General features: G+C 70.3%; 23 protein-coding genes. 14 read left to right on the plus strand and 9 right to left on the minus strand.

Features of this window, described 5'->3' with window-relative positions:
- Nucleotides 1-131: 131 nt before the first annotated feature.
- The 8 genes from D457_RS0102515 (at nucleotide 132) to D457_RS0102550 (ending at nucleotide 8172) form a co-directional block, all read left to right on the plus strand.
- Nucleotides 132-3056: a DUF4040 family protein gene (locus D457_RS0102515; protein WP_017579063.1), complete on the plus strand. Its 2925-nt coding sequence runs from the start codon at nucleotides 132-134 to the stop codon at nucleotides 3054-3056.
- A complete protein-coding gene (locus D457_RS0102520) occupies nucleotides 3053-3361 on the plus strand; it encodes a sodium:proton antiporter (protein ID WP_017579064.1) in 309 nt (102 codons plus the stop codon). Before D457_RS0102515 ends, D457_RS0102520 begins: the two co-directional genes overlap by 4 nt.
- Nucleotides 3331-4893: a monovalent cation/H+ antiporter subunit D family protein gene (locus tag D457_RS0102525; protein WP_051072838.1), complete on the plus strand. Its 1563-nt coding sequence runs from the start codon at nucleotides 3331-3333 to the stop codon at nucleotides 4891-4893. Before D457_RS0102520 ends, D457_RS0102525 begins: the two co-directional genes overlap by 31 nt.
- Nucleotides 4890-5291 (plus strand): Na+/H+ antiporter subunit E, encoded by a 402-nt coding sequence (locus D457_RS0102530; RefSeq protein ID WP_017579066.1) that lies wholly within the window; start codon nucleotides 4890-4892, stop codon nucleotides 5289-5291. The genes D457_RS0102525 and D457_RS0102530 overlap by 4 nt, the downstream gene beginning before the upstream one ends.
- A complete protein-coding gene (locus D457_RS0102535; RefSeq protein ID WP_017579067.1) occupies nucleotides 5288-5545 on the plus strand; it encodes a monovalent cation/H+ antiporter complex subunit F in 258 nt (85 codons plus the stop codon). Before D457_RS0102530 ends, D457_RS0102535 begins: the two co-directional genes overlap by 4 nt.
- The gene (gene mnhG, locus D457_RS31745; RefSeq protein ID WP_017579068.1) at nucleotides 5542-5952 is read left to right on the plus strand and encodes a monovalent cation/H(+) antiporter subunit G; all 411 of its coding nucleotides are present in this window, start codon (nucleotides 5542-5544) and stop codon (nucleotides 5950-5952) included. Before D457_RS0102535 ends, mnhG begins: the two co-directional genes overlap by 4 nt.
- 208 nt (nucleotides 5953-6160) lie before the next feature.
- A complete protein-coding gene (locus D457_RS0102545) occupies nucleotides 6161-6364 on the plus strand; it encodes a cold-shock protein (protein ID WP_017579069.1) in 204 nt (67 codons plus the stop codon).
- A gap of 272 nt (nucleotides 6365-6636) precedes the next feature.
- Nucleotides 6637-8172, plus strand: coding sequence for a DEAD/DEAH box helicase (locus tag D457_RS0102550; protein WP_017579070.1), 1536 nt, complete (start codon nucleotides 6637-6639; stop codon nucleotides 8170-8172).
- Between the two features lie 302 nt (nucleotides 8173-8474).
- Here D457_RS0102550 and atzF read toward each other — a convergent pair whose 3' ends face one another.
- From atzF to D457_RS0102570, 4 genes are all read right to left on the minus strand, one after another.
- Nucleotides 8475-10184 carry an allophanate hydrolase gene (gene atzF / locus D457_RS0102555; protein WP_017579071.1) on the minus strand — a complete coding sequence of 570 codons (1710 nt, stop codon included), beginning with the start codon at nucleotides 10182-10184 and terminating at the stop codon, nucleotides 8475-8477.
- Nucleotides 10184-13804, minus strand: coding sequence for an urea carboxylase (gene uca / locus D457_RS0102560; protein ID WP_017579072.1), 3621 nt, complete (start codon nucleotides 13802-13804; stop codon nucleotides 10184-10186). The genes atzF and uca overlap by 1 nt, the downstream gene beginning before the upstream one ends.
- Before the next feature lie 67 nt (nucleotides 13805-13871).
- Nucleotides 13872-14594, minus strand: a complete 723-nt coding sequence (locus D457_RS0102565) for a GntR family transcriptional regulator (protein WP_017579073.1) — start codon at nucleotides 14592-14594, stop codon at nucleotides 13872-13874.
- Between the two features lie 280 nt (nucleotides 14595-14874).
- Entirely contained in the window at nucleotides 14875-16437 is a 1563-nt protein-coding gene (locus tag D457_RS0102570) for an SLC13 family permease (protein ID WP_026116255.1), read from the minus strand.
- A 255-nt stretch (nucleotides 16438-16692) separates the two neighbouring features.
- Between D457_RS0102570 and D457_RS0102575 the strand changes: the two genes are divergently transcribed.
- A complete protein-coding gene (locus tag D457_RS0102575) occupies nucleotides 16693-17673 on the plus strand; it encodes a TAXI family TRAP transporter solute-binding subunit (RefSeq protein ID WP_026116256.1) in 981 nt (326 codons plus the stop codon).
- A 15-nt stretch (nucleotides 17674-17688) separates the two neighbouring features.
- On the opposite strand, the gene D457_RS0102580 is transcribed toward D457_RS0102575, so the two are convergent.
- From D457_RS0102580 to D457_RS0102595, 4 genes are all read right to left on the minus strand, one after another.
- A complete protein-coding gene (locus D457_RS0102580) occupies nucleotides 17689-19110 on the minus strand; it encodes a HAMP domain-containing sensor histidine kinase (protein ID WP_017579076.1) in 1422 nt (473 codons plus the stop codon).
- A gap of 3 nt (nucleotides 19111-19113) precedes the next feature.
- Nucleotides 19114-19782, minus strand: coding sequence for a response regulator transcription factor (locus D457_RS0102585; protein ID WP_017579077.1), 669 nt, complete (start codon nucleotides 19780-19782; stop codon nucleotides 19114-19116).
- Between the two features lie 253 nt (nucleotides 19783-20035).
- On the minus strand, nucleotides 20036-20476 hold the full coding sequence (locus tag D457_RS0102590) for a DoxX family protein (protein WP_017579078.1): 441 nt from the start codon (nucleotides 20474-20476) through the stop codon (nucleotides 20036-20038).
- A 208-nt stretch (nucleotides 20477-20684) separates the two neighbouring features.
- Nucleotides 20685-21191, minus strand: a complete 507-nt coding sequence (locus D457_RS0102595; protein ID WP_017579079.1) for a MarR family winged helix-turn-helix transcriptional regulator — start codon at nucleotides 21189-21191, stop codon at nucleotides 20685-20687.
- 417 nt (nucleotides 21192-21608) lie between these two features.
- Between D457_RS0102595 and D457_RS0102600 the strand changes: the two genes are divergently transcribed.
- Nucleotides 21609-22178, plus strand: a complete 570-nt coding sequence (locus tag D457_RS0102600; RefSeq protein ID WP_026116257.1) for an NADAR family protein — start codon at nucleotides 21609-21611, stop codon at nucleotides 22176-22178.
- A 325-nt stretch (nucleotides 22179-22503) separates the two neighbouring features.
- Nucleotides 22504-22746 (plus strand): hypothetical protein, encoded by a 243-nt coding sequence (locus tag D457_RS0102605; RefSeq protein ID WP_017579081.1) that lies wholly within the window; start codon nucleotides 22504-22506, stop codon nucleotides 22744-22746.
- Nucleotides 22747-22823: 77 nt separating this feature from the next.
- Here the strand turns inward: D457_RS0102605 and D457_RS0102610 are convergent, their stop codons facing one another.
- Entirely contained in the window at nucleotides 22824-23615 is a 792-nt protein-coding gene (locus D457_RS0102610) for an SDR family oxidoreductase (protein WP_017579082.1), read from the minus strand.
- A gap of 137 nt (nucleotides 23616-23752) precedes the next feature.
- Here D457_RS0102610 and D457_RS0102615 point away from each other — a divergent pair, with 137 nt between their 5' ends.
- The 3 genes from D457_RS0102615 (at nucleotide 23753) to D457_RS0102630 (ending at nucleotide 26111) form a co-directional block, all read left to right on the plus strand.
- Nucleotides 23753-24649: a helix-turn-helix transcriptional regulator gene (locus D457_RS0102615; RefSeq protein WP_017579083.1), complete on the plus strand. Its 897-nt coding sequence runs from the start codon at nucleotides 23753-23755 to the stop codon at nucleotides 24647-24649.
- A 292-nt stretch (nucleotides 24650-24941) separates the two neighbouring features.
- Entirely contained in the window at nucleotides 24942-25136 is a 195-nt protein-coding gene (locus tag D457_RS0102625) for a hypothetical protein (RefSeq protein WP_017579085.1), read from the plus strand.
- 282 nt (nucleotides 25137-25418) lie between these two features.
- Nucleotides 25419-26111, plus strand: coding sequence for a TetR/AcrR family transcriptional regulator (locus D457_RS0102630; RefSeq protein ID WP_017579086.1), 693 nt, complete (start codon nucleotides 25419-25421; stop codon nucleotides 26109-26111).
- Nucleotides 26112-26114: the final 3 nt, after the last annotated feature.

Below are 26114 nucleotides of genomic sequence, written 5' to 3' on the forward strand. Positions count from 1 at the left end.
AAACAGACCAAGGCAAACCAAGCTAAACCAAGCCAAAGCAAAGAAACGACGACCCCTGGAATGATGCCGTGGCCGTTGCACTTCCGCTGTGTCGACTAGGGGTTGACCGAAAATTGTGAAATGACGGTGACGTGGTACTTCTGATACTGCTTCTGGTCCTCGCCGCCGCCGTGTTCGCGACGTTTCCCCTCCACCGGGCCCTGGGACGCGACACCGGTTGGCCGCTCGCGCTCGTGCTGCTCGCGTCGACGGGACTGGTTCTGGCCCAGGCCCCGCAGGTGCTCGGAGCCGGCACGCCGATCGAGTTCGTCAGGCCGTGGATGCCCGAGATCGGCGTCGAACTGCGCCTGCGCATGGACGGGGTCGGTTGGCTGTTCACCCTGCTGGTGAACGGCGTCGGCGCGCTCATCCTGGCCTACTCGGCCCGCTACTTCCCGCCCGGGCCGCGGCTGGGCTTCTACGCCCTGATGACCTTCTTCGCGTTCGCGATGACCGGGCTGGTGATAGCCGACGACGTGGTGCTGCTGTTCGTCTTCTGGGAACTGACGACTGTCGCCTCGTTCCTCCTGATCGGCCTGTCCGGCCGCTCCGGGAACGCCCCGGCGGTCCGCGCCCTCCTGACCACCGTGGTGGGCGGGCTCGCCCTGATGACCGCCGTGGTCCTGATGGCCCTGCGCACGGGCACCACACAGCTGAGCACGATCCTGGCCGACCCAGTGTGGGCCGAGGATCCCGCCTTCAGCTCGGTGGTGGCGGCCCTGGTGATCCTGGCCGCCTTCACCAAGTCGGCCCAGTTCCCCTTCCACTACTGGCTGCCGGACGCCATGGCGGCGAGCACCCCGGTCAGCGCCTACCTGCACGCGGCGGCAATGGTCAAGGCCGGGGTCTTCCTGTTGATGCGGTTCACCCCGGCCTTCGCCGAACTCCCTCTGTGGAACTACGCGCTCATCACCTTCGGACTGCTCACGGCGACGGTCGGCGCGGTGTTCGCGCTCCAGCAGTACGACCTCAAGAAGCTCGCCGCGTACTCCACGGTGAGCCAGCTCGGGCTGCTGGTCGCGGTGATCGGGGTGGGCACCGAGGCGGCGCTGGTGGCCGCCGCCGTACACACCTTCGCGCACGCGCTGTTCAAGGCAGCGCTGTTCATGGTGGTCGGGCTGGTGGACCACCAGGCCGGCAGCCGTGACCTGCGCGAAATCCACCGGTTGGGGATTGCGGGCGGTCTGCGGCGCCGCATGCCGGTCACCGCGACGGTGGCGGCGCTGGCCGGACTGTCCATGGCGGGTGTGCCGCCGCTGCTGGGTTTCGTCAGCAAGGAGAACGTCTTCAAGGGTCTGCTGGAGGCGCCCGGCCCCGCATGGGTGGGAGCGGCCGCCGGGACCGTCGCCGTCATCGCCTCCGTCTTCACCTTCGCCTACACCTACAGATTCGTGCACGGCGCGTTCTGGAGTTCCGCCCCGGACCCGGACCGGAGCGCGAACTCCGTGTCCGAGGCCGGATCCGGTTTCGTGGGCCCGCCCGCCGTCGCCGCCGCTCTCGGCCTCGTGCTGGGCCTGGCCGTTCCCGTCCTGAACCCGATGGCCGGACGGACCGCGGCTGACACCACCGGGGCGGCGGAGGCCGAGGCCGAACTGGCCCTGTGGCACGGGCTGTCCGCGGACCTGTTCATGTCACTGGCCGCGATCACACTGGGCGCGCTACTGGTGTGGTGGACCGCCTCCGGCGAACGGCTGGCCGGCCGCCGGCTCTTCCCCGTGGACGGGGTCACCGTCTTCGAGGCACTGCGGAACGGGATCATGGCGCTGGGTCTGCGCGTCGGCGACCTCACCCGCTCCGACGCTCCTCCCCGCCACCTGGCCGTGCCGATCGTTCTGCTGATCGCGCTGGCCGGGACCGCCGCCGTGACGGGCCTGGAGGTCCCCGATCTGTACGGGGAAACCTCCTCTCCGCTGGACTGGCTGCTGGTCGCCCTGATCACGGCCTCCGTCGTCGGTGCGGTGTACGCCCGGTCGCGAACCGCTGGGCTGGTGCTGGTCGGCTCCGCCGGGCTGACCACCGCGCTGTGGCTGTTCCTGCTCGGTGCGTTCGACGTGGCCTTCGCCCAGATGGTGGTGGAGATCCTCACCGTGGTCATCGCCGCTCTGATCCTGCGCCGACTACCCGCGCGGTTCCACCGAATCTCGCTCCGTCGTTACCTCACCACCGGGACGATCGCGCTCCTGGCCGGCCTCTCGGCGGCCCTGGGAGTCTTCTACCTGACCGGGCGCCGAGGGAGGTCGGAGGCCTCGCAGTACTTCCTGGAGAATTCCGAGGAGGACACCGGCGGCACGAACGTGGTCAACACGATCCTGGTGGACTACCGGGCACTGGACACCCTGGGCGAGCTGGTCGTCCTGGGGGTGGCCGGACTGATCGTCATCGCCGTGCTCAACTCCAGCGGCCTGCTGACGGCGCACAGCGACCGCAGGCTCGTTGTCAGCCGCTCCAGCGCCGTCTACGACGCGGACGACAACACCCTGGTCATGCGGGCGGCGAGCTACGTGCTGCTGCCGCTGATCGTGTTCTGGTCGCTGTGGCTGTTCCTGCGCGGCCACACCGACGTCGGCGGCGGCTTCGTCGCCGGGCTGGTGGGCGGAACCGCGTTCGCGCTGATGTACCTGGCCGCGCCCAGCGCCTCGGTGGCCAGGATCAGGCTCGCCTATCCGCGCATCATCGGCGCCGGTGTGGCGCTCTCCCTGGTCTCGGGGCTGTTCGGATACCTGGACGGCTCGTTCCTGCGTCCGCTGCACGGGTACGTGACGCTGCCGTTGGTGGGTGAGTACCACCTGACCGCCGCGCTCGTGTTCGACGCCGGCGTCTACCTCGCGGTGGTCGGCGTCATCCTCACCGCGCTGAACCAGCTCGGGTTGGAGGAGTCCCTGCCCGGCGATTCCACCGGCGGCGCCGTGAAGCCCGTCCGGGATCAGCCGCCCACCGCCGCCCCCGGAGGCCCGCCCGACACGCAGACCGAAGGCCCGCTCGGAGGAATACGGGAAAAGGACGGAGGTACCCGATGACCCTGGCCATCACTGTGGGCGTACTGGTGACCGGTGCGGTGTTCCTGATGCTGCAACGCGGCCTGGTGAGGATCATCCTCGGCTTCGTGCTGCTGGGACAGGCCGCGAACCTGATCTTGATGGCGGCCGGCGGAACCTACCTTCGGGCCCAGCCGCTGCTGGACCACACCCCGGTGGACGAGGCGTCCGACCCGCTACCGCAGGCCTTCGTGCTGACCGCGATCGTCATCGCCTTCTCGATCACCATCTACATGCTCACCATCGCGACGGCCGGATGCTCCGACGACACGGAGGACCGCTCGTGAACCCGCCCGAACCCACCGCCTATCTCCCGTTGCTCATCGCCCTGCCGTTGGCGGTCGCCGCGGCCCTGGTGATGTTCCGTGTGCCGCTCCCCCTGGAGCGCGCCCTGCTGCTGGTCCCGGGCGCCCTGACCCTGATAGCGAGTACCGGACTGCTGTGGCTGGTCCGCGACGGGACGGTCCTGGCACACAACGTGGCGCTGTGGCAGGGCGGCATCGCCATCCCGTTGGTCGTGGACGCGTTCAGCGCGCTGATGCTGTGGGCCACCGCCCTGTTGGTGCTGGTCTGCACGGCCTTCGCGATCGCTGCGGGCGACGACCGGGCCGCCTACTTCGGTCCGCTGGTGCTGACGCTCTCCGCCGGTGTGGTGGGCGTGCTGCTGACCGCGGACGTGTTCAACATGTTCGTGTTCATCGAGGTCATGCTGTTGCCCGCCTACGGGCTGCTCGCCATGCTGGGGTCGCGGAACCGTATCCGCGCCGGACGCGTGTACGTCACCGTGAACCTGCTGACCTCCACCATCTTCCTGTCCGGGGTGGCCCTGGTGTACGGCACGGCCGGCACGGTGAACCTAGCCGCCCTGGCCGGCGCGGCCACCGACTCCCCGGCGGTGGCCGTGGGGGCCGGGGTCATCATCCTCGCCCTGAGCGTGAAGGCGGCGGTGGTCCCGGTGCACGGTTGGCTGGCCCCTTCCTACACCAGCACTTCCGTGGCGGTGACCGCCCTGTTCTCGGGGCTGCACACCAAGGTGGCGATCTACGCCATCTACCGGCTGTACGCCGTGGTCTTCGACGGGGACACGCGGTTCCTGTGGATCGGCGTCGCGGCCTTCTCGCTGACGATGCTGATCGGGGTGCTCGGAGCGGTGGGGGAAAACACCACCCGTTCCATCCTGGTCTTCCACATGATCAGCCAGATCGGTTACATCCTGCTGGGCGCGGCCCTGTTCACCGAGCTGGGCCTCATGGCGGGCATCTTCTACCTGATCCACAACATGTTCGTGAAGACTTCGCTGTTCCTGTCCACCGGAGCGATCGAGCACACGCACGGCACCGGGGCACTGGACCGGCTCGGCGGCCTCGCCAAGCGAGAACCCCTGCTCGGGGTGGTGTTCCTGGCCGCGGCGCTGTCCCTGGCCGGCCTGCCGCCCTTCTCCGGGTTCGTGGCCAAGGTGACGCTGGTGGCGGGCGCGTTGGAGGCCGGGCAGTGGGCAGCCGCGGCCACCGCGGTGGTGGTCAGCGTCATCACGCTGATGTCCATGATGAAGATCTGGGGCGGCAGCTTCTGGGGTGACCCGCCGGAGCGGGAGGAAGCCGGCAGTGGCACCGGAGGCGCCGGTGAGGGCACCGCCGAAGGCGGGGGAGCGCTCCAGGATCCACCACGGGTTCGGACCGCTCTGCTGCTGCCCGGCCTGGTCCTGGCCCTGATGAGCCTAGCCCTGGGGCTGGGCGCCCAGGCCCTGCTGGCCCTGAGTGCCCAGGCCGCCGCCCACCTGCTGGACCCGTCAACCTACGTCGAGGCGGTGCTGCGATGACCCCGCGAACCTTCCTGACCTGGATCCTGGGGATGCTCTGGCTCCCCTGTTACGTCGTCTACGACCTCCTGCACGGCTCCGTCAGGGTGTTCAGGGACATTCTGCTGCCGGGCGACACCGTCGTCCCCGCCTTCGTCGAGGTGCCTCTGCGCTGTCGCGACGACCTGGAGATCAGCCTGATGGCCAACCTGATCTCGCTCTCACCCGGGTCGCTCACGGTGGCTGCCCGGCACGACCCGGCGACGCTGTGGGTGCACGCGATGTACGCGAAGGACCACAGGTCGGTACTGAGCCACGTCCACACCCTGGAGGACAACGTGCTGCGCGCCACACGGCCGGAGGGGGTACCGCCCCGCCCGGACGACCTGGAACGGGACGCGAGAGGAGAACGCCGGTGACACTGATCGACCTGTCCCTGGCCCTGATCGTCGTCGCGATGGTGCTGGGGGTCGTCCGGATCCTGCTCGGCCCCAGCGGCGCGGACCGGGGCGGCGCTACGGATCTGGTCTTCTTCGGTTTCGTGGGCCTGGTCGCCCTGTTGGGGGTGCGGCTGAGCACGACACTGCTGGTGGACATCGTCCTGGTCGCGACCCTGGTGGGGCTGCTGGCCGCGATCTCCCTGGCCCGGCTGACCGCGGGAGGCAAACGATGAACGACGTGGTGGGCAACGCGGGCGACATCGTCATGTTCATCGGGGCGCTGGTGTTCCTGGGGGGCGCCGCCGGGATGCTCCGCCTGCCCGACGTGTACTCGCGGTTGAGCGCGTTGACGATCGCGGGTGCGCTCGGCACGGGTCTGATCATCATCGGGCTGTTCCTGCACCAGCCGTCGTCCGGCAACGCCCTGAAACTGGGCCTGGCCCTGCTGATCCAACTCGTCACCACGGCGGTGGGCGGGACCGCCATGGCCCGTGCCGGGTACCTGACCGGTGCTCCCCGGAACAAGCGCACCGTGTTCGACGACCTGGCCGTGGAGGGCGACAGCTCCCCCGCTGACAGCCGACACCCCGGATTCTCACGGCCTTCCGACGACGATCCTGGGCCAGAAAACCGCACATAACACGCTTTACGGTCGCTTCGATACCACGTTTGACGGTGCCATGCGACACACGCTGTTTTCCCGCTGAGTCGAAAATCGTGTGCTAGGTTCTTAGAAGTTGCAGTCGTGGTACCCGTTGAATTTCATCGTTTTCGGGTGGTCCACCGCGGTGACGGGAAAATCGTCAGACCGCGGTTTTCTTCATTTTCCCCGAACGAGAGGTTCATCTATGGCTACCGGCACAGTCAAGTGGTTCAACGCTGACAAGGGCTTCGGCTTCATCGAGCAGGACGGCGGCGGCGCCGACGTCTTCGCCCACTTCTCCGCCATCCAGTCGACTGGCTACCGCGAGCTCGCGGAAGGCCAGTCCGTGGAGTTCGACGTCACCCAGGGTGCCAAGGGCCTCCAGGCTGAGAACATCACCGTCATCTAATCGAACACGACCCCCTGGGCTGACCAAGCCCTAAGGCTGTTCGAGCGGCAGGGGCCCGACCTACTGGTGCTGGGCCCCTGTTTTCTTGTTTCACAGGACCGGATCTCTGGCCGTCGTTCTCCGACAGGCACCGGTTCGTCCGCCACGACCCCGGGTTTTCCCGCGTGGGCCGTGGATCTCGAAGTATTTTTCTTCGACGCACACCCGGTGCCACACGCCGAAGCCCCACTGCGGGCTTCAACCCGGCAAGCGTCGTTGGCGAAAGGTCACCTATGAACCACCCCCGTACCAGCGCGCGCCGCGACCGCCCCTCCAGCAGTTTCGGTGGCGGATCCCGCGGCGGCTCCGGCTCCTACGGCCGTCCGCCCCGCCGTTCCTTCGACGGCCCCCGTCGCGGCGGCGGCTACCAGGGCCGCTCCGGCGGCGGCGGCCGCCCCTCCGGTGGAGAGTTCGCCCTCCCCGTCACGGTCAACCCCGGGCTCGACCCGGTCGACAACTTCCAGGACCTGGACATGCCGGCGCCGCTGAAGGCGACGCTGGCCCGCCAGGGCCTGACCACCCCGTCCACCATCCAGGCGGCCACGCTGCCGAACTCGCTGGCCAAGCGGGATGTCCTGGGCCGTAGCCAGACCGGTTCGGGCAAGACGCTCGCCTTCGGCCTGGCTCTGCTGGCCCGCCTCGACGGCCGCACCGCTGAGCCGCACCGCCCGCTGGCCGTGGTCCTCGCACCCACCCGCGAGCTCGCCCAGCAGGTCACCGACGCCCTCACCCCCTACGCCCGCTCGGTGCGGGTGCGGATGTCGACCGTGGTGGGCGGCATGCCCATCAGCCGCCAGGCCCGCGCGCTGCGCCAGGGCGTGGAGCTGCTCGTGGCCACCCCGGGCCGACTGCGCGACCTCATGGAGCGGGGCGACTGCGTCCTGGACCAGGTCGAGGCCGTCGTGCTCGACGAGGCCGACCAGATGACCGACATGGGCTTCATGCCGCAGGTCACCGCGGTCCTGGAGCAGGTCCCGGCCGACGGTCAGCGCATGCTGTTCTCGGCCACCCTGGACCGGAACGTGGACCAGCTGGTCCGCCGCTTCCTCAACGACCCGGTCGTCCACTCGGTCGACCCGTCCGAGGGCGCGGTCTCCACCATGGAGCACCACGTCCTGCACGTGGCCCACGCGGACAAGATGTCCACCGCCACCCACATCGCGGCGCGTGAGGGCCAGGTCATCATGTTCCTGGACACCAAGCACGCCGTGGACCGGATGGCCCAGCACCTGCTCGACAGCGGCGTCCGGGCGGCCCCGCTGCACGGCGGCCGCTCCCAGCCGCAGCGCACCCGCACCCTCAAGCAGTTCAAGGAGGGCACGGTCACCGCGCTGATCGCCACGAACGTCGCCGCACGCGGCATCCACGTGGACGGTCTGGACCTGGTCGTCAACATCGACCCGCCCACGGACCACAAGGACTACCTGCACCGCGGCGGCCGTACCGCCCGCGCCGGTGAGTCCGGCAACGTGGTCACGCTCGTGACGCCCAACCAGCGCCGCGAGATGACCCGCCTGATGTACCGCGCGCGGATCGAGCCGCAGATCGCCCAGGTGCACCCCGAGGACCCGGAGCTGGCCCGCGTGACCGGCGCCCGCACCCCCTCCGGTGAGCCGGTGACCCTGCCGGCCGAGCCCCGTCGTGAGAACCGCCAGCGCGGCCCGCGCGGCGGCGGCTACGGCGGTTCCCGCAGTGGCGGCGGCTACGGTGGCCCGCGCGGAGGTTCCTCCTCCCGCCCGCGCCGTCCGCGCCGCGCCCCGCAGGTCTAGGGCAGCCAGACACACGAGCCCCGTCACCCCGAGTGGGTGGCGGGGCTCCGTCGTGTCCGGGAGCGGGTCAGGGGCGGCCCCCTGTCCCGGGATGATCTTGCTACCAGGAGCGAGTTCGGCGCCGAACTTGCTCCTGGTAGCAAGATCATCGGGGATCCGAGGGTTGGGGACACAGCGGGCACTCCCGGGCGCGGGTTTTGGACACCCGCACCAGCCGAAAGCAGCCGAACGGCTGCCCGCGGGCACGCCGAAGACCCCGCCGGGTGGCGGGGCCTTCGGCGCCAGGGGGTTGCGGGGGGTGGCTAGGTGAGGGACTCGCGGTAGGCGAGCCAGCCGCCGTGGTGGGTGATGTCCTCGGCTCCCTCGGCGGCCGCCGGGTCGCAACCGAAGCCGACCACGGTACGGCTGTCCGCGAGAGTGACCGCGCCGAGGGACATGGGGGCGGGCAGAGCAGCAAGGAATGTGCCGAGTCCGGCCGGGGAGATCGACCAGACCTCGCAGCGCAGCGCCGAACCGCCGCTGTTCACCCGCAGCAGGCCGGGTTTGGGCGGTGTGGTGGCGAGGGCGAACAGCCGGTAGTCCTCGCTGGTGGTCGTCGCCTCCAGGAACCGGGCGCCGAGTCCGGTGAGCTGATGGTTGAGGGGCTGGCCGCGCAGGTGGGCGCCGAAGACCGCCAGTTCCAGGCCGTTGGTGGGTTGGACCTGGCCGGGCTCCTCTTCGTTGAGGAGTCCGGCCAGATCCAGGGCCACCTGGTCCTCGAAGGCGTTCGTGACCACGGTGACCCCGAACGGGTGGCCGTCGGCGATACCGGCGGGAACGGCGACGGCGGCGAGGTCGAGGAGGTTGACGAAGTTGGTGTAGGTGCCCAGTCGGGAGTTGGCACCTACTGGGTCGGCGGCCACCTCGTCCAACGTCGGATGACCGACGGTGGTCGGCAGCAGCAGGCCGTCGAAGCCGTTCAGGAGTGCGCGGGCGGTCGCCTTATAAGCGGTCAGGCGGTGCTGGTCGGCGGCGAGTGCGGTGGCGGGCAGCTCTGCGGCGGACAGGATGATCCCGGCGACCGTGGGGTCGGCGCCTTCGGGGTGGGCGGCGAGGAACTCGCCTACGGCCGCGTGGCGTTCGGCGACCAGCGCGCCGTCGTAGAGCAACCGGGCGGCCTCCAGGAGCGGGGTGATGTCGATGCTCTCCACCGATACACCCGCGTCGGTGAGCCGGGCGGCGGCCCTGTGGAAGGCTTCGCGTTCGGCGTCGCTGAGCGGGGACAGGCCTTCGGTGGTGGGAACCGCGACCCGGGCCGGGTTGCGGGGAGCCAGGCGGACGTCGGCGGGCCAGGGGCGGCTGGCCGGGTCCTCGGGGTCGGGACCGGTCATCACGGCGAGGGCGCGCTGGCCGGTGGCCAGGTCCGGAGCGAAGACGGTGACGGTGTCGTAGGGCTTGGCGGCGGGCACCACCCCCGTGTTGGGAACCAGGCCGAGGGTGGGCTTGAGGCCGACGATCCCGTGCAGGGCAGCGGGCACCCGGCCGGAACCGGCGGTGTCGGTGCCCAGGGAGAAGTCGGCGATCCCCAAAGCCACCGCCACGGCCGAGCCCGAGCTGGAGCCGCCGGAGACTCGGGTGGGGTCGAGGGCGTTGCGCACGGCACCGTAGGGACTGCGGGTCCCCACCAGGCCGGTGGCGAACTGGTCCAGGTTGGTCTTGCCGAGCACCAGCGCCCCCGCCGTGACCAGGCGTTCCACGGCGGTCGCGCTCTCCTGGGGTGTGTACGCGAAACCGGGGTGGGCGGCGGTGGTGGGCAGACCGGCGACGTCGATGTTGTCCTTGACCGCGACGAGTGTTCCCGCCAGCGGCAGCGTCTCCCCCGAGGCCAGGCGCTCCTCCAGCGCCTTGGCCTCCACCGCCAGCTCGCCTTCGGGGCGCAGCGTGATCCAGACCTCCGGCCGGTCCGCCTCGGCGATCCGGCGGTAGGCGGCGTGCACTCTTTCGGTGGGTGTGAGCTGGGTGGGTGTAGGCATCAGGCGGCTTCTCCTTGGGTGATGACGGCCATGGCGCGCCCCGGATCCAGGTGCTGGCCGGGGCTGACGAGGATCTCGGAAACAGTGCCCGCGCTGGGCGCCCGGACCACCACCTCCAACTTCATGGCCTCCAGACGGACGATGGGCTGCCCCTCCTCGACAGTCTCCCCCGGCTCCACGTCCACCTTCCAGACACTCGCGGACAGCGGCGCCTCCACCAGGGAGGCACCGGGCGGAAGCTCCAGCTCCCCGGCGAGCGCCACCGGCTCGGGTTCGGGCTTGTCCTCGAACTCGCCCGCGGCCTCCCAGCGCTGCCGCTCCTCCTCGAAGGCGGTGGCCTGCTTACGCTCGAACTCCTTGATGGAGTCGGCGTTCTCGGCCAGGAACCGCTCGTGGTCGGCGAGCACGAACTCGCCTTCGGTCACCTGGAGCTCGTGGCGTCCGGCGAGCAGGTCGGCCCGGATGTCCAGCAGCTCCTCGTGCTCCACCGGATACCAGGTGATCTGGTCGAAGAACCGCAGCAGCCACGGGGTCCCCGGCTCGAACCGGCCGTACTGGCGCAGCCCGGACCAGATCGGCACGGTGCGCCCGATCAGCTGGTAACCGCCGGGGCTCTCCATCCCGTACACGCACAGGTAGGCGCCGCCGATCCCCACTCCCGCCTCGGGCGTCCAGGTCCGCGCGGGGCTGTACTTGGTGGTGACCAGCCGGTGGCGCGGGTCCAGCGGGGTCGCGGCGGGCGCGCCCAGGTACACGTCACCCAGGCCCAGTACCAGGTAGGAGGCGTCGAAGACGATGTCCCGCACCTGGTCCACGGAGTCCAGGCCGTTGATCCGGCGGATGAACTCGATGTTGTCCGGGTTCCAGGGCGCGTCGTTGCGCACCCCGGTCCCGTAGCGCGCGATGGCCTCGTGGATGGAGGGGTCGTCGAAGGACATCGGCAGGTGCAGGGTCCGGCTGGGCACCCGCAGCTGGGCGGTGGGCGGCAGCTGCGCCTCGATCTCCTGAAGCAGGCCGAGGAGGGTGCGCAGCGGCAGCACCTCGGGGTCGGTGTGCAGGTGCAGCGAGCGCACCCCCGGGGTGGTGTCCACGATCCCGACGGGTGCGGCCTGGTCGAGGGCGGCCATCAGGGCGTGCACGCGCATCCGCAGCCCGAGGTCCAGGACCATTTGGCCGTATTCAACAAGGATGTTGTCGTGGCCGCTGCGCCGGTAGGTGACCTCGGGGGTGCCCTCACCGGCGGGGATACGGGCCAGGACTCCGTCGTCGCCGTCGGCCCCGCTGGAGCGCAGCAGCGGCGCGGAGACCGGGGCGGTGTGCAACTTCTCGGCGGCGGCCTCGGTGACCGGGTGGAACCGGACGGTGTCGCCGGGGCGGAGCTGGCCGACCTTCCAGCGCGATCCGCTCACCACGGTGACCGGGCAGACGAACCCGCCGAGGCTGGGCCCGTCCGGGCCGAGCAGCACGGGAGTGTCGCCGGAGAGGTTGACCGCACCGATGGAGTAGGCGGTGTCGTGCACGTTGGAGGGGTGCAGCCCGGCCTGACCGCCGTCCGGGCGGGCCCAGGTCTGTTTGGGCCCGGACAGCCGCACACCGTTGCGGGCGGACTGCGGGTGGACCCGCCAGGAGGTGGCGTAGAAGTCGGCGAGGCCCTCCCGGGTGAGGAACTCGGGCGCGGCGTGCGGGCCCTCGGACACCTCGATGTCCCAGTGCGTGCCCTCACCGTCGCCAGCGTCCGCGGGCGCCCGGAAGTCGGGGCGGTCGGCCTCGGGGACCGGGGCGGTCGCGGGTGGGTTCGCAGGGAGCGGGTTGGATCTGAGCACATCACCCAGCCGCAGCGCCCGGCCCGCGTGCCCGCCGTACTCGCCCGCCGTGAACGTGGACGTGCTGCCCAGGTACTCGGGAACGTCCAGTCCGCCCCGGAACAGCACGTACGTGCGCATGCCCGGCCCCTTCGCCGGCCCCACGTCCAGCAGTGCCCCGGCGGGCACCTCCACCGGCTCCCACTGCGGCACCGGCGCGCCGTCCACGGTGACGTCGGCCGGGGCGCCGGTCACGCACACCGTCGTGCTGTGGGTGAAGCGCAGCGCCGGACCCTCCATCGTGCACTCCAGGCCCGCGGTGCCCTCGGGGTTGCCCAGAGCCGTGTTGCCCAGGCGCAGCGACAGGTCGTCCATCGCGCCCGACGGCGGCACGCCCACCTGCCAGTACCCGGTGCGGCCCGGGAAGTCCTGGACGGTGGTCAGGGTGCCCGCGCGTTCCACCTCGATGCGCGGTTCGGGGTCGCCGACGCCGCCGCAGGTGGCGGTGGTGTGCGCGACGGCGCGCACGTCCGGGTGGGCGCTCAGGGCGCGCAGCAGCCCCAGGTTGGTCTGCACCCCGTCGATCCGGGTCTGGGACAGGGCATGGCCGAGTCGTTCAAGGGCGTCCTCGCGGTCGTCGCCGCGCACGATGACCTTGGCCAGCATGGGGTCGTAGTCGCTGGTCACCCGCTGCCCGGTCTCCACCCAGCCGTCCACGCGGACGTCGGCGGACGCCTCCACCCGGGTGAGCAGCCCGGAGCTGGGCCGGAAGTCGTGCGCCGGGTCCTCCGCGTACACGCGGGCCTCCACGGCGTGGCCTACGCGCTCCGGCCCTTGCGCCGGAACCCCGTCGAGCACGTCCTCGCCGCGGGCCAGGCGCAGCATCCAGGCCACCAGGTCCACCCCGGTGATCTCCTCGGTGACCGGGTGCTCCACCTGGAGACGGGTGTTGACCTCCAGGAAGGAGGCTTCCCCCCGTTCCACGTCGTAGACGAACTCCACGGTCCCGGCACTGCGGTAGGACACCCCGGAGCAGAGTTCGCGGGCGGTGCGGTGCAGCTCGGCGCGCAGGGCGTCCGGCAGCCCCGGGGCGGGTGCCTCCTCCACGACCTTCTGGTTGCGCCGCTGCAGGGAGCAGTCACGGTCCCCGAGGGTGACCACGTTGCCGTGGCCGTCGCCGAAGACCTGCACCTCGATGTGCCGGGCCCTGGACACGAAGCGTTCCACGAACACCCCGCCGCCGCCGAAGTGCGTCTGCGCCATCCGGCTGACCTGATCGAAGGCGGAGCGCAGCGCCTCCTCGTCGAAGCAGGGGCGCAGGCCGATCCCGCCGCCACCCGAGGTGGACTTGAGGATCACCGGGTAGCCGATCAGCTCCGCTGCGGTGACGGCCTGCTCCACGTCGGGCAGGGTCTCACTGCCCGCCACCATCGGCAGCCCGGCGGCGGCCGCGGCCTTGCGGGCGGTGTGCTTGTCGCCGAACTCCTCCAGGTGGCGCGGTTCGGGGCCGACGAACACCAGCCCGGCGGCCTCCACGGCGTGCGCGAACTCCGCGCTCTCGGACAGGAACCCGTAGCCCGGGTGGACGGCACCGGCACCGGTCTCGGCGGCGGCCGCGAGGACGCGCTCGATGTTCAGGTAGCTCTCGGCGGCGGGTGCCGGGCCGAGGCGGACGGCCTCGTCGGCCATCCGGGTGTGCGGCGCGCCCGCGTCGGCGTCGGAGTAGACGGCGACGGTGCGCAGGCCGAGTTCGCGTGCGGAGCGGATGATGCGGCAGGCGATCTCGCCGCGGTTGGCGACGAGCACGGAGTCGAACACGGGGCTCTCCCTCTGGTCGGAGGCTGAGGCTGGCGGTCGGGAGCGCGAGGGGTGAGGGGCGCGGGGGTCAGTAGAGGTCGGAGTGCAGCGCCATCTGGATCAGGGCGCGCTGGGCGCGTTCCAGGACGACCTCCATGGACGCGCCGACGTGCTCGTGCAGAGCGCGGTAGGCGGCGTCGAGTTCGTCGGCGCGCAGGTGCTCGACGATCTGGATGTGCTCGCTGATGGTCGAGGTGATCCGGTCCTCGGTGAGGAAGTCGTACATGCGCACGCGGCGGATCCGCTGGTTGACCGAGATCAGGGACTCGGTGAGGGCGCCGTTGCCGGAGGCCCGGGACAGGGCGGCGTGGAACTCCTCGTCGAGGAGGACGAACGAGGGGTCGGGTTCGGGGGGACCGGCGCTCAGCTTCTCCCAGCGCTCCAGTTCGTCGACCAGGATCCGCGGGTCGTGCCGGATGGTGCGGTCCTCTATGGCACGGGCGATCCCGCGCAGTTCGAGGGCGACCCGGAGCTCGTAGAGGTCGCGCAGCTCGGCGAGGTTGGGGACGGCCACGTAGAAGCCGTTGTCTCGGCGCTCGACCAGGCCGTCGGAGTGGAGCCGGGCCAGGGCCTCGCGGACGGGGGTGCGGGAGACCCCGAAGCGTTCGGCGAGGCGGACCTCGCCCAGGCGGGTGTGCGGCGTGACGCGGCCGCTCAGGACCTCCTCACGCATCAGGGCGTAGACACGGTCGCGTCGGGAGAGGGTGCCCTCCTCGGCGCCGGCCGGCCGTGTATACATCGGTGTGTCCATGGGGCCAGACGCTAGGAAGCCCGTGTTTCACGAACCCTGTCGCGCGGTGAAGCCTGGGTTTCCCTGTGTTTCGGTGTGTTTCGTGCCTGGCTGGGAGCTCACACCGGAACGCACAGGCCCCGGGCGCACGAAGAGGGCGCCCCTCCCGGTTCCGGTGAACGGTGACGGAACCGGGAGGAGCGCCCGTGGGAGTGCCGGGACGGCGTTCGGGAGAGGTGAAACGCCGTCCCGGGGAAGGGGCCGCCCGCTCTCTACTTCGTGCGGCCCGTGGTCGGTTGGCCTACAGGGAGATCCCCAGGGCCCAGGCCATCAGCCCGTACATGGCGGCCACGATGCACAGGAGTGCGGCCAGGTTGAGCCAGACGCCTCCTCTGATCATCTCGCCGATCTTGACGTAGCCCGAGCCGAAGGCGATCGCGTTCGGCGGGGTCGCCACCGGCAGCATGAAGGCCATGGTGGCGGCGAGGGCGACCGGGATCACCAGGGCGAGCACGTCGATGTCCATACCCATCGCGACCCCGCCCATGATCGGCAGGAAGGTCGCCGCCGTGGCCGTGTTGCTGGTGAGCTCGGTGAGGAAGAGGACGAGTGCGGCGACAGCCAGGATCAGCACCCAGACGGGCACGCCGGACAGGAAGGAGACCTGCCCGCCGATCCAGGAGCTCAGACCGGAGTTGGTGAACTGGGCGGAGATGGCCAGGCCGCCGCCGAAGAGCAGCAGGACGCCCCAGGGGAGCTTGACCGCGGTGTCCCAGTCGAGCAGCTGGGTCCTCTTGTCCACCGGGATGATGAAGAGCAGGACGGCGACGGTCATCGCGATGCCGGCGTCGCTCACGCTACCGAGCCACGGGGCGACAGCGGCCACCTGCTCGAGGTCGGCGATCATCGGGACGAAGATCCAGGACAGCGCGGCGAAGGCGAAGAGCGTGAGGACCAGCTTCTCACCGCGGGACATCCGCCCCATCTGGTCGAGCTCGTCGCGGATGAGCTCCTGTGCCCCCTCGACCTTCTTGATCGACGGCTTGAAGAGGCGGGTGAGCACGAACCACGCGATCAGCATGAAGACCACGGCCAGCGGCACGCCAGCCATCATCCACTGGCCGAAGCCGATGTTGATGCCGTGGGTCTCGGACAGGTATCCGACCATCAGGACGTTGGGCGGGGTACCGATGAGGGTGGAGACGGAGCCGATGGAAGCGGCGTAGGCGATGCCCAGCATGAGGGCGGTGGCGAAGTTCGCGTCCGTGCGGCCGCCCCGGAACTGGGCGATCAGCGCGATGACGGAGAGGCCGACCGGCAGCATCATCACGGCCGTGGCGGTGTTGGACACCCACATGGAGATGAAGCCGGTGGCGATCATGAAGCCACCGATCAGGCCGACCGTGTTCGATCCGACCCTGGAGACGATCGTGAGGGCGATGCGCTTGTGCAGGTTCCACTTCTGCATGGCCAGGGCGAGCATGAAGCCGCCCATGAAGAGGAAGATCGTGTCGGAGCCGTAGGAGGGGGCCACGTCGCCGATGGCGGTGCCGTCCACCATGAGCGGGAAGAGGACCAGCGGCAGCAGGGAGGTGACCGGGATCGGGATCGCCTCGGTCGCCCACCAGATGGCGATCCAGACGGTGATCGCCGCGACCACCGAACCGTTGACCGACAGGACCTCCTCGGTCTCTCCTTCGCCGAGGGGCAGGGGCATCTCCGGCATGAGGAGGTAGACCACCAGGGCGAGTACCGGGCCCAGGGCGAGACCGACGATCCGTCCTCGGGTCATGACGTGCGAGGACCTCTCCTCGCGTTTGACCGACGAGGTGTCGGGGGAATCGACGCCCTGCGGGGTCGCCATGGGTTCCTCCTCCATTGGGCGCCGACTACGCGGGGCACCTGTCTGCGGAGACGCGACCCGCGGATTGCCGCGGGATTACCTCCGGGTTACGTCCTGACTCCACAGATGGTGAGCTCACAGGGTGGTGTGCGCAAAGTAACTCTCCATTTCTTGGGATTCCTCTGACATAGAGCCACGTTCGGTATATGGCACAGGACACAAGGTGATGTGGGTTCGTCCGCTCAACCCATGCCTCACCGCGTCTAAGCTGCGGGTATGCGACCGACAGGACTCACCAGACGAGCCGCCCTCCTGGCTGCCGCCGGAGCCCTCACTCCGGTCGTTGTGGGCGGTTGCACACGCAACCCCGCCCCCGGGCTCAGCCGGATCGTGATCGCCACCGGGCCACCGGGAGCCGTCTACCGGGAGATCGGTGGGGAGCTCGCGCGACTACTTGACGAACGGATGCCCGACCAGGAGGTCGTCACCGTGGAGACCGGAGCCTCCCACGACAACCTGATCCTCCTGGACGCGGGCGAAGCCCACCTCGGGCTGTCCAGCCTCGACTCCAGCCTGGACACCGACGTCGCCGCCCCAGGGTCGATGGTCAGCGCGGTGGGCCGACTCTACGACAGCTTCGTGCACCTGGTCGTGACCCAGGAGTCCCCGGTCCGGCGGCTGGCCGACCTGGAGGGCCTGAGGGTGTCGATCGGCGCCGTCAACTCCGGCACCGAGTTCACCGTCGACGAGATCATCAACGTCACCGGAGTGCGGCCCGAGGTGGTCAGACTCGACCAGGCCGACTCCGCCCAGGCCCTGGACTCCGGTGAGATCGACGCGATGTTCTCCCTGACCGGTCTGCCCACGCCCGCCATCGCCGAACTCGCCGAACTCCGTGCGCTGCGCCTGATCGACCTGGCCGAAACCGCCGACGAGATGGCAGCCGTCTACCCCGAGGCGTACTTCCCGGCGACCATCCCCGCCACGACGTACGCGGGTATCGCGGCCTGCCCCACCATGTCCATACCGAACCTGCTCCTGTGCCGCAACGACCTGCCCGAGGACCTCGTCTACGTGGTGACCGACAGCGTGTACACGGGCGCCTCCCGGGTGGCCGAACAGAGGCCAGAGGCAGCGCAGATCAACGTGCGCACCGGCATCTCCACCGGCGTCGTACCCCTGCACCCGGGCGCGGAGAGCTGGTACCGGGACAACAAACCCGCCTCCCAGGGGTCCGACACCCCGACACCGGGCTGAGTCGCCCCAGGTGGTTCAGTCGTCCTCCGAGCCGTCCTCAAGGGCCGGAGGTTCCGCCGGGGGCAGGGTGATCACCACACCGAACCCGCGTCTGCCCTCCTGGGCCAGGCCGTCGCCCAGGGTGAGCCGCCCACCGGACTCCCGCACCAGGTCGGCGACGATCGCCAACCCCAGCCCGGTGCCCTCGGTGTTCTGGTGGCTGGGCGAACGCCAGAAGCGGCCCAGGGCCAGCTCACGCTCCTCCTCCGGCAACCCCACACCGTCGTCGAGCACCCCGATCCGCACCTGCTCCCCGTCCTCGGCGCGCACCTCGATTCGGGTTCCGCCGGACAGCCGCAGGGCGTTGCTGACCAGCTCGTCGAGGATGCTGCCCAGCCCGCCCGCGGGGGCGTGCGCCCACACGTGATCGGGCAGGTCCGTGGTCACCTCGATACCGCGGGACTCGCCCAGCGCCTTCCAGCGCGCCACCCGGGTGTCCACCAGCCCGGCGACCTCGACCACTTCGGAACCGGTCACGCTCTCCAGCCGGGTCGCGGCCAGCAGCGAGTTCAGCATGCGGTGCATGACGGTGGTCTCGTCGATCGCCACCGCGTGCGCCTCCCGCGCCTCCGGGCTCTTCAGGTAGGGCGCCAGGTTCTCCACCGAGAGCCGCAGACTGGCCAACGGGTTGCGGAGCTGGTGGGAGGCCTCGGAGACGAACGAACGCTGCCGCTCCAGGGCACGGCGCACCACCTCCACCATCGTGTTGAAGGAGTCCGTGAGCCGGCGCAGCTCCGGCGGGCCGCTCTCGGCGTCCACACGGACGTCCAGGTCACCCGAGGTCACCGCCGTGGTGGCCTCGTCCAGACGCCGAATCGGCTGAAGGACCCAGCGGGACAGCGGCATGGACGCGGACACCAGAAGTGCCAACGGCAGGGTGCTGAACAGCGCCATCCACCCCCACGTGCCGAGGATGGCCCCGGCCAGCTCGTCGGTGGGCGAGACCAGCACCACGACACCGGCGACCTCGCTGTCTCGGCCGATGGGTTCGGCGACGACCAGCGGCCCCGACTCCCAGGGCCACACCGTGGTCGGCGGTTCCGGGCGCTCCCCGGCCAGGGCCGCGGTGATCCCACCGGTCTCGGCCGCCTCGGCGACCACCTCCCGCATCCGGGGACGGTCGCCCGAGCCCGCCACCACTTTTCCGTCGGGGGCGACCACGACGGCGGGGATGCCGTAGAGCTGTTCGTACCGGGCCATCTCCTGGGTGAGGGCGTTGCCCCGATCGGTCTCCAAAGCGGTGCGGGCCAGTGCCGCGAACCGCCCTGCGTCAGCGAGGCGGTCGACGTAGACCTGCTGGGTCTGCTGCTGGGCGATGACCGCACCCAACGGGGCCAGCACCGCCGCGACCAGCACGAAGGCGACCGGCAGCAGGATCGTCAGGAGCCGCCGCAGCACGGGTCAGGCCTCGTCGAGCATGTAGCCGACCCCACGCACCGTACGGATCCGCGGCACCGCACCGACCTTGGCGCGCAGCGAGGCGATATGGGTGTCCAGGGTCCGCGAGGAGGCCTCCCAGGCGGCGCCCCACACCTGGTCGAGGATCTGGTCCCGGGCCACCACCCTGGGCGCACGTTCCACCAGCAGACGCAGCAGATCGAACTCCTTACGCGTCAACGGGAGCGGTTCGCCCTCCACCCGCGCTTCCCGGGAGTTGACGTCGAGCGTGAGCGGCCCGACCCGCAACGGCGGATCCTCCCTCTCGGGTTCGGCCCGCGCCGACCGCGTCCGCCGCAGTACCGCTTCGATCCGCGCGAGCAGCTCGGCGACGCCGAAGGGCTTGACCACGTAATCATCGGCCCCTGCCCGCAACCCGCGCACCCGGTCGCGTTCCTCGCTCCGCGCGGTCACCGCGATGATCGCCGTCTGCGGCCGCTGCCGGAGCTTGCGCAACAGGTCGATCCCGTCGGCGTCGGGCAACCCGAGGTCGAGCAGCACCACGTCGGCCGCCGGCGCCGAAAGCGCCCGCTCGGCCGTGGCCACCCGCTGCACATCAAAGGAGGCCGCCCGGAGCGCGGTCACCAGCCCGCGGGCCACCCGGTCATCGTCCTCGACCACGAGAATACGCATGGCTAGACATAGTAGGCAGAGTTCAGTGTCCCCAGACCCGCAGGCACGCGGTCAGCCTGTCCGAGGCTGCCTGAGCGGGATGGGGAACGGCCTCCAACTCCGACCGACATCAGGAACCTCGTACCCGAGGCCTCGGAAAACACGAACGGCCGCCCAGCTCCCTCGCCGGGCGGCCGTGTCAGCGGTGCGATCCCCGACCGGGGTGACTTCTCGGGCCCCTGGTCAGGACGGACGCCGAATCAGTCCGGGCGGGTCAGGCCGGCACGGACTCCGCGGTCCTGCTCTCCTGGCGGACGCGACCCCAGGGCAGCAGTCGATCCACCGAGTAGCGCCCGCCGGAGAAGCCCAGAGCCAGGGCGGCGACGGCGAGGACCAGGGGCAGCTCGAAGCCGCCGACCAGGGGGTCGCCGACGTGGACGAAGAAGTACGCCGCACCCATCATGAAGGCGAGGGCCAGCCCGGTGAGGGGCAGGGCGAAGCCGACGATGAGCGCGATCCCCGCGCCCACCTCGATGGCGGCACCCAGGAGGGCGGAGAACTGCGGGAAGGGGATGCCCATCGCCTCGAAGCCCTGGGCGGTGCCGTTGAGGTCGGTCGCCTTGGGCAGCCCGTGGGCGATGAAGACGACCCCGATGACGACCCTGGCGAGCAGGGCGGTGATGTCACTGATCTTGAGCCTGAGCGATTCGGTCATGGTGGTTCCTGTTTCTGTGAGCGGGTACCCCCGGAACCAGGCGGACTTCTCGGGCGTGCGGTTCCAACACTTGAGAGCGCAACCTTTTCCAGGGAAGCCACATATTAGTACGCATCCACTCGGACACATAGCGTGGACAGGTGAGAGTTCCGTGAGATTTGGGTAAGACCCGCATCTGCCCTGGCCAGGGCAGACAACAGAACCCCGCTCAGTCCCGGGCGCCGGTTCCGTCCGGGTCCGCGTACCTGGGCTCCTCGCCCTGGGGATCGAGCGCGGACAGCATGGACTCGGAGATCTCGCGCAGCTGCCCCACCTGCTCGGTGCTGAGCGTGTCGAACAGGACCCGGCGCACCTCGTGCACGTGGCCCGGGGCGGCCGTCTCCAGGACCTTCATCCCCGCGGGCGTGATCTCGACGATCGTGGTGCGCCGGTTCTCCGGCCGTTTGAACCGGCGGATCATCCCGTCGCCCTCCAGCCGTGCGGCCGCGTGCGAGAGCCTGCTCGGCGAGGAGCGCAGCAGACGGGCCAGCCGGGTCATCGTCAGTTCGCGCCCGGGCGCCTCGGAGAGCATCGCCAGGATCTGGTAGTACGCGTGCGGTAGCCCGGAGTCGTGTCTGAGCTGGCGGTCCAGCGCCCCGTCCATCAGGTTGACGGCCATCAGGAAGGCACGCCAGGCCTGCTGCTCGCCATCGTCGAGCCAGCGCGTCTCGGCCATCGGACCCGAGCCCCCTGAAATACTTGAGCGTTCAATTGTGACGCTACCGCACACGAGCCACGTCCCCGCGTGAGCCCGCAAGCCGACCGACTGGTCTGGTGGCCAGGCCCGCCCGAAGACGCCCCCGGACGGCCTCCGCGCACGAGGAGGACGCCCCGCCGACCATCGGCACCACCGCGGACGGCAACCCCGCTGACCTAAGGCTTCTGAGGCTTTCCGCAACGCTACTACGACGCGCCCCGATCTGCCCCGGGCGTTCCCGTACTCGCCGAACACAGCAGCGGGCCCACCACTGGTCCAGGTGGAATCGTCCCTCAGGGCCCACTCGCGACCGGAACCCGACCAGAGGCCCGTGAACACGAGAAACCCGGGAAAAGGGCTACCGGAACACCATGGGGTTCTGGGAAACTCCCGATCATGACAGGCACACGAAACCCTGCCGACGCGAGGACCGTGGAGGATCTGCTCCGGATCGACGGACGGATCAAGTACCTGCACTTCTGGGGGCACCAGCCACCACCCGACGGGGTTTCGGCCAGCTGCCTGTCCCAGTGGTGGCCCGCCGACTTCACCGTGGACGGGACCGACTACCCCACCGCCGAACACTTCATGATGGCCGGGAAGGCGCGGCTATTCGGGGACACCGAAGCCGAAGAACGGATCCTCGCCGCAGGTCACCCGCGTGACGCCAAGGAAATCGGCCGCGAGGTCCGCGGCTTCGACGAGGAGGCCTGGGAGCGGGAGCGCTTCGAGATCGCCGTCCTGGGCAACGTCGCCAAGTTCGGTCAGAACGAGGACCTGCGCGCCTTCCTGCTCGGCACCGGCGAGCGCGTCCTGGTCGAGGCCAGCCCGCGCGACCGGGTGTGGGGGATCGGGATCGGCAAGGAGAACGAGAACGCCGAACGCCCGCACCTGTGGCGCGGGCGCAACCTGCTCGGCTTCGCCCTGATGGAGGCCAGGGCCAGGCTCTCCGAGCAGGAGGGCTGAACGGAACTTCCACACAGGACTTCTGCACAGGCTTCTCCACAGGGGATCCGGAGTGGGTCGGGGAGCGTTCTCCCTGATTTCACTTCGGATTCTTTTGTTTACCCTACGTGTCCAACCCTGCCGGAGTAGAGTCCGAGAACGCGGACAGCACGGTGCCCCGGCACCCGCGCCTGTTTCCCGCCCGAGTGGCACTCCGGCCACCGAACCCGCGGCCCGCCCAACGAGGTCCCGCCGTGTCGGGGAGACAGATCCTCCAGCTTCGTCGAACGCGCGTGTTCCGGACTCCACCGTCCTCACTTTCCAGGACGACACCCAGGGGAATCCCATGGCCTACTACCGCATTCAGCTGAACGACGGCTCCTCCCGCACCCTCCAGGCGGTGCGGATGCGCACCGACGCGAGCAGCCTCTACCTGGAGGAACGCGCCGCCGGCGACTGGCGCGAGGTGTTCAGCAACCCGATAGACGACGTCGAACGCGTCCAGCGGCGGTTCACCGAGAACGACGGCACCTGGACCTGGCTCCAGGAGCGCCTGCCCGCCCCGGTCGGCGGGGTCCGCGCCTGGTGAACGTCAGCGGCGCGGGGCACAGAGGCCCCGCGCCGCCTGGTTCGGTTCGAGGACTACGGGACTACGGGACTACGGGACTACCAGGGCAGGACACCGTAGCTCTCCAGGTCCTCCGCCGAGGCGAGGTGCCCCCACAGGACCCCGCTGGGCCCGTCCTCGGGCAGGTTGGCCAGGTGCAGGCTGACCAGCGCCCCCTGCCTCGCGCTGCGCGGACCGCTGTGCCCGTTGAGGTCGGTGGCGCAGAACCCGGGGTTGGCGGCGTTGACCTTCACCGAGGTATCCGCCAGCTCCTTCGCGTACAGGGCGGTGAGCATGTTGACCGCCGCCTTGGACACCGGGTAGGCGGGCGAGCCGGACATCCCGAAGAAGGGTCCCTCCGGATCGGTCATGGATCCGATCGAGCCGACCTGACTGGACACGTTCACCACCCGCCCCGCCGCTGACCGGCGCAGCAACGGCAGGAACGCGTTGGTCACCGTCACCACGGAGACCGTGTTCAGGTCCAGGAGCGTGCGCAGCTGATCCGGGTCCGAGGTGCTCGGGGCCGCCCCGAAGCCCAGGGCCGCACCCGCGTTGTTCACCAGCACGTCCAGCCGCCCGAACTCGCTCTCCACCCGCGCTGCGGCCGCCTTCACGCTCTGCTGGTCGGTGACGTCCAGGGCCACCAGGTGCACGTCCAACCCTTCGTCCCGCAGGTCCCGCTCCGCGGCCGAGCCGCGCTCCGGATCCCGCGCGCCGAGCAGGACGGTCGCGCCCGCCTCCCCCAGCAGCCGTGCGGTCTCCAGCCCGATGCCCTTGTTCGCCCCGGTGACCAGGGCGATCCTCGTGTCGTTGCCGTTGGTGCTCTGCTTGTTCCGACTCTCACTCATGGGGCCATCGTGGGCACCCGACCGCGCCGGGAAAAGGGGCCGGCCGATGGTGGTACCGGCAGTACCAGTGTCATCGGCGTCCGACTCAGGCACTCTGGAAGAGAGCCCGCAGCGACCGGAGCACCGAGGAGGACGTGATGGCGGACCGTTCCGAACTGGCAGCGTTCCTGCGGGACCGCCGCGGCCGGGTCGTGCCCTCCGACGTCGGGCTCCCCGAGACCGGACGGCGCCGCACCCCGGGGCTGCGCCGCCAGGAGGTCGCCCAGCTCGCCGGGATGTCCGTGGAGTACTACGTGCGCCTGGAACAGGCCCGCGGGCCGAACCCCTCCGACCAGGTGCTGTCCGCGCTCGCCCGGGCACTCGTGCTCTCCGCGGACGAACGCGCCTACCTGTTCCGGGTGGCCGGAGCCGAACCGCCGACGGTCCGCGCCCCGGTCCGGGAGATCTCCCTTGCCGTCCGGCACCTGCTGGACAGCCTCACCGCCACCCCCGCCTACGTCCTGGACGCCAAGTACGACGTCCTGGCCTGGAACACGCTGGCCGCCCACTTCATCGGTGACATGGCCACGGTCGACGACTCCGAGCGCAACATCATCATGTGGATGTTCCGGCGCCCCGACGACGACCCTCAGGTGGCTGAGCGCCCCCACGCCAACTGCATGGAGCGCAACTCCGTCGCGGACCTGCGCGCGGCCTACGCCCGCTACCCGGGCGACCCCGGCATCAACCGGATGCTGACCACGCTGCTGGGCACCTCGCCCCGCTTCTCCCGGCTGTGGGAGGAGCGCGCCGTGCAGGAGCGGCGCGGCTTCCACAAGAGTGTGGACCACCCGCTCGTCGGCCACCTGGAGTTCGAGTGTCAGGTGCTGCACGTCCCCGAGACCGACCAGCGGGTGATGCTGTACTGCGCCGAACCCGGCTCCCCCAGCGAGGAGGGGATGCGCCGCCTGGCCGCCGAACACGCCTCGCCCGGAGCCGGTGACTTCCCCGGCGGAGCCCGCAACGCCACGCTCAGTGCCGACCGCGGTACCTGACGGAGCGCCTCGGAGGGCCGCCAGTAGTCTGGCCGCGGCCCCCTGCTCCCGGATCCCCCTGCCCCGAACCCCCTGCCCCACCGAGGATCCGTGCCCGCCCCCTGCCGTGGCCCCCCACGGCTGCCCTGCTCCTGCTGCCCCAGGAGATCGGGGAGCGCATGGCTGAGACGGTGGCCGGAACCGGCCCCGCCCTCGGGACCGCGCTCGGCCTCAAGATCCTGCTGGTGCTCTTCCTCGCCCCGCTGCCCGGCTCCTGCTGACCGCCCAGTCGCTGTGGACCCGGTCCGGTCCGGTGCCGATCGACGGCCTGTACGACAGCGACTGGATCGCCGACCACCCCGACGACCTCCCGTACATCCCCACCCCTGAGAACCCCTGGGACTGGGAGCCCGTCCATGTTCTCTCCGTGGACGATGACCACCCGGTGCTGTTGGTCGGGCGCACCCGGATCACCTGTGTCGATCCCCTGTGCGGCCTGCGAGCGTGAGGTAGGGGAGAAACGGCTGTGCGCGGCGGGACCTCCGAAGAGCTCGGGTGAGGGCCCGGCGCGGACGGGCCGGAAGGCGCCGCCCGGCCCTCTGCGGGGATGCGGGAAGGTTCATGCCCCCAGTCGCCTGGTCTGCGTTTCGTCTACCGAGAGGCCAGTTACTGAATGTTCATTAAGCAAGAGAGGATCGGGAAGTCTCGATAGCGTGGTGGCCAACCGGGCGCGAACCCCCGAGCCACCCGCCCGGAGTACCCGTGCGGTACGAGGAAGTGGAGAGCAGGAATGAGCGAGACGAGCCCCGCGCAGACGCGTTCCGACGAGGGCCGGGCCCCCGAGCGCACCCCGCGCAAGCGGGTGAACCGGCGCGAGCAGATCCTGCGCACCGCGGCCGACGTGTTCTCCGCCCAGGGCTTCAACAACACCTCGCTGGCCGACATCGCGGCGATGCTCGACATCACCCCGGCGGGGGTCCTGCACCACTTCGGGTCCAAGACCGACCTGCTCACCGCGGTGCTGGAGCTGCGCGACGACAACGAACCCGCCCCTGAGGGCAGCGGCATGCTCGACCACCTGGTCACCACCGCCCAGCGCAACGCCGAACGCCCCGGGACCACCCAGCTGTACGCGGTGCTGTCCGCCGAGAGCGCCACCGCCGGACACCCCGCCCAGGAGTGGTTCCGCGAGCGCTACACGGTGCTGCGCCAGGAGGTCGAGGACGCGGTACTGGACCGGATCGGCCCCGAGCACCGAACGGCCGCGAGTACCCCGGGCCCGAGCGGTCACTCCCCCGCCCGCTCCGCGGCCGCCGCGGTGCTCGCCACCATGGACGGACTCCAGGTGCAGTGGCTGCTGGACCCGGAGGCCGTGGACATGGCCGCCGTCACCGAGCTGGTGATCGACGCCATCGTGGCGAAGCTGAGTGCCTCGGTGGCCGGTGGCGGCATCCCAGCGGCCACCGGGGACACCCAGATCTGAGTG

This window comes from Nocardiopsis valliformis DSM 45023 (assembly GCF_000340985.1).
GTDB lineage: Bacteria > Actinomycetota > Actinomycetes > Streptosporangiales > Streptosporangiaceae > Nocardiopsis > Nocardiopsis exhalans.

What these genes read in the sequence shown, in the direction of transcription:
- D457_RS0102520 (WP_017579064.1), top strand. Translation starts at nt 3,053, where the DNA reads ATGACCCTGGCCATCACTGTGGGCGTACTGGTGACCGGTGCGGTGTTC.
- D457_RS0102525 (WP_051072838.1), top strand. Translation starts at nt 3,331, where the DNA reads ATGCTCCGACGACACGGAGGACCGCTCGTGAACCCGCCCGAACCCACC.
- D457_RS0102530 (WP_017579066.1), top strand. Translation starts at nt 4,890, where the DNA reads ATGACCCCGCGAACCTTCCTGACCTGGATCCTGGGGATGCTCTGGCTC.
- mnhG (WP_017579068.1), top strand. Translation starts at nt 5,542, where the DNA reads ATGAACGACGTGGTGGGCAACGCGGGCGACATCGTCATGTTCATCGGG.
- D457_RS0102545 (WP_017579069.1), top strand. Translation starts at nt 6,161, where the DNA reads ATGGCTACCGGCACAGTCAAGTGGTTCAACGCTGACAAGGGCTTCGGC.
- D457_RS0102550 (WP_017579070.1), top strand. Translation starts at nt 6,637, where the DNA reads ATGAACCACCCCCGTACCAGCGCGCGCCGCGACCGCCCCTCCAGCAGT.
- atzF (WP_017579071.1), bottom strand. Translation starts at nt 10,184, where the DNA reads ATGCCTACACCCACCCAGCTCACACCCACCGAAAGAGTGCACGCCGCC.
- D457_RS0102565 (WP_017579073.1), bottom strand. Translation starts at nt 14,594, where the DNA reads ATGGACACACCGATGTATACACGGCCGGCCGGCGCCGAGGAGGGCACC.
- D457_RS0102570 (WP_026116255.1), bottom strand. Translation starts at nt 16,437, where the DNA reads ATGGCGACCCCGCAGGGCGTCGATTCCCCCGACACCTCGTCGGTCAAA.
- D457_RS0102575 (WP_026116256.1), top strand. Translation starts at nt 16,693, where the DNA reads ATGCGACCGACAGGACTCACCAGACGAGCCGCCCTCCTGGCTGCCGCC.
- D457_RS0102585 (WP_017579077.1), bottom strand. Translation starts at nt 19,782, where the DNA reads ATGCGTATTCTCGTGGTCGAGGACGATGACCGGGTGGCCCGCGGGCTG.
- D457_RS0102590 (WP_017579078.1), bottom strand. Translation starts at nt 20,476, where the DNA reads ATGACCGAATCGCTCAGGCTCAAGATCAGTGACATCACCGCCCTGCTC.
- D457_RS0102595 (WP_017579079.1), bottom strand. Translation starts at nt 21,191, where the DNA reads ATGGCCGAGACGCGCTGGCTCGACGATGGCGAGCAGCAGGCCTGGCGT.
- D457_RS0102600 (WP_026116257.1), top strand. Translation starts at nt 21,609, where the DNA reads ATGACAGGCACACGAAACCCTGCCGACGCGAGGACCGTGGAGGATCTG.
- D457_RS0102605 (WP_017579081.1), top strand. Translation starts at nt 22,504, where the DNA reads ATGGCCTACTACCGCATTCAGCTGAACGACGGCTCCTCCCGCACCCTC.
- D457_RS0102610 (WP_017579082.1), bottom strand. Translation starts at nt 23,615, where the DNA reads ATGAGTGAGAGTCGGAACAAGCAGAGCACCAACGGCAACGACACGAGG.
- D457_RS0102615 (WP_017579083.1), top strand. Translation starts at nt 23,753, where the DNA reads ATGGCGGACCGTTCCGAACTGGCAGCGTTCCTGCGGGACCGCCGCGGC.
- D457_RS0102630 (WP_017579086.1), top strand. Translation starts at nt 25,419, where the DNA reads ATGAGCGAGACGAGCCCCGCGCAGACGCGTTCCGACGAGGGCCGGGCC.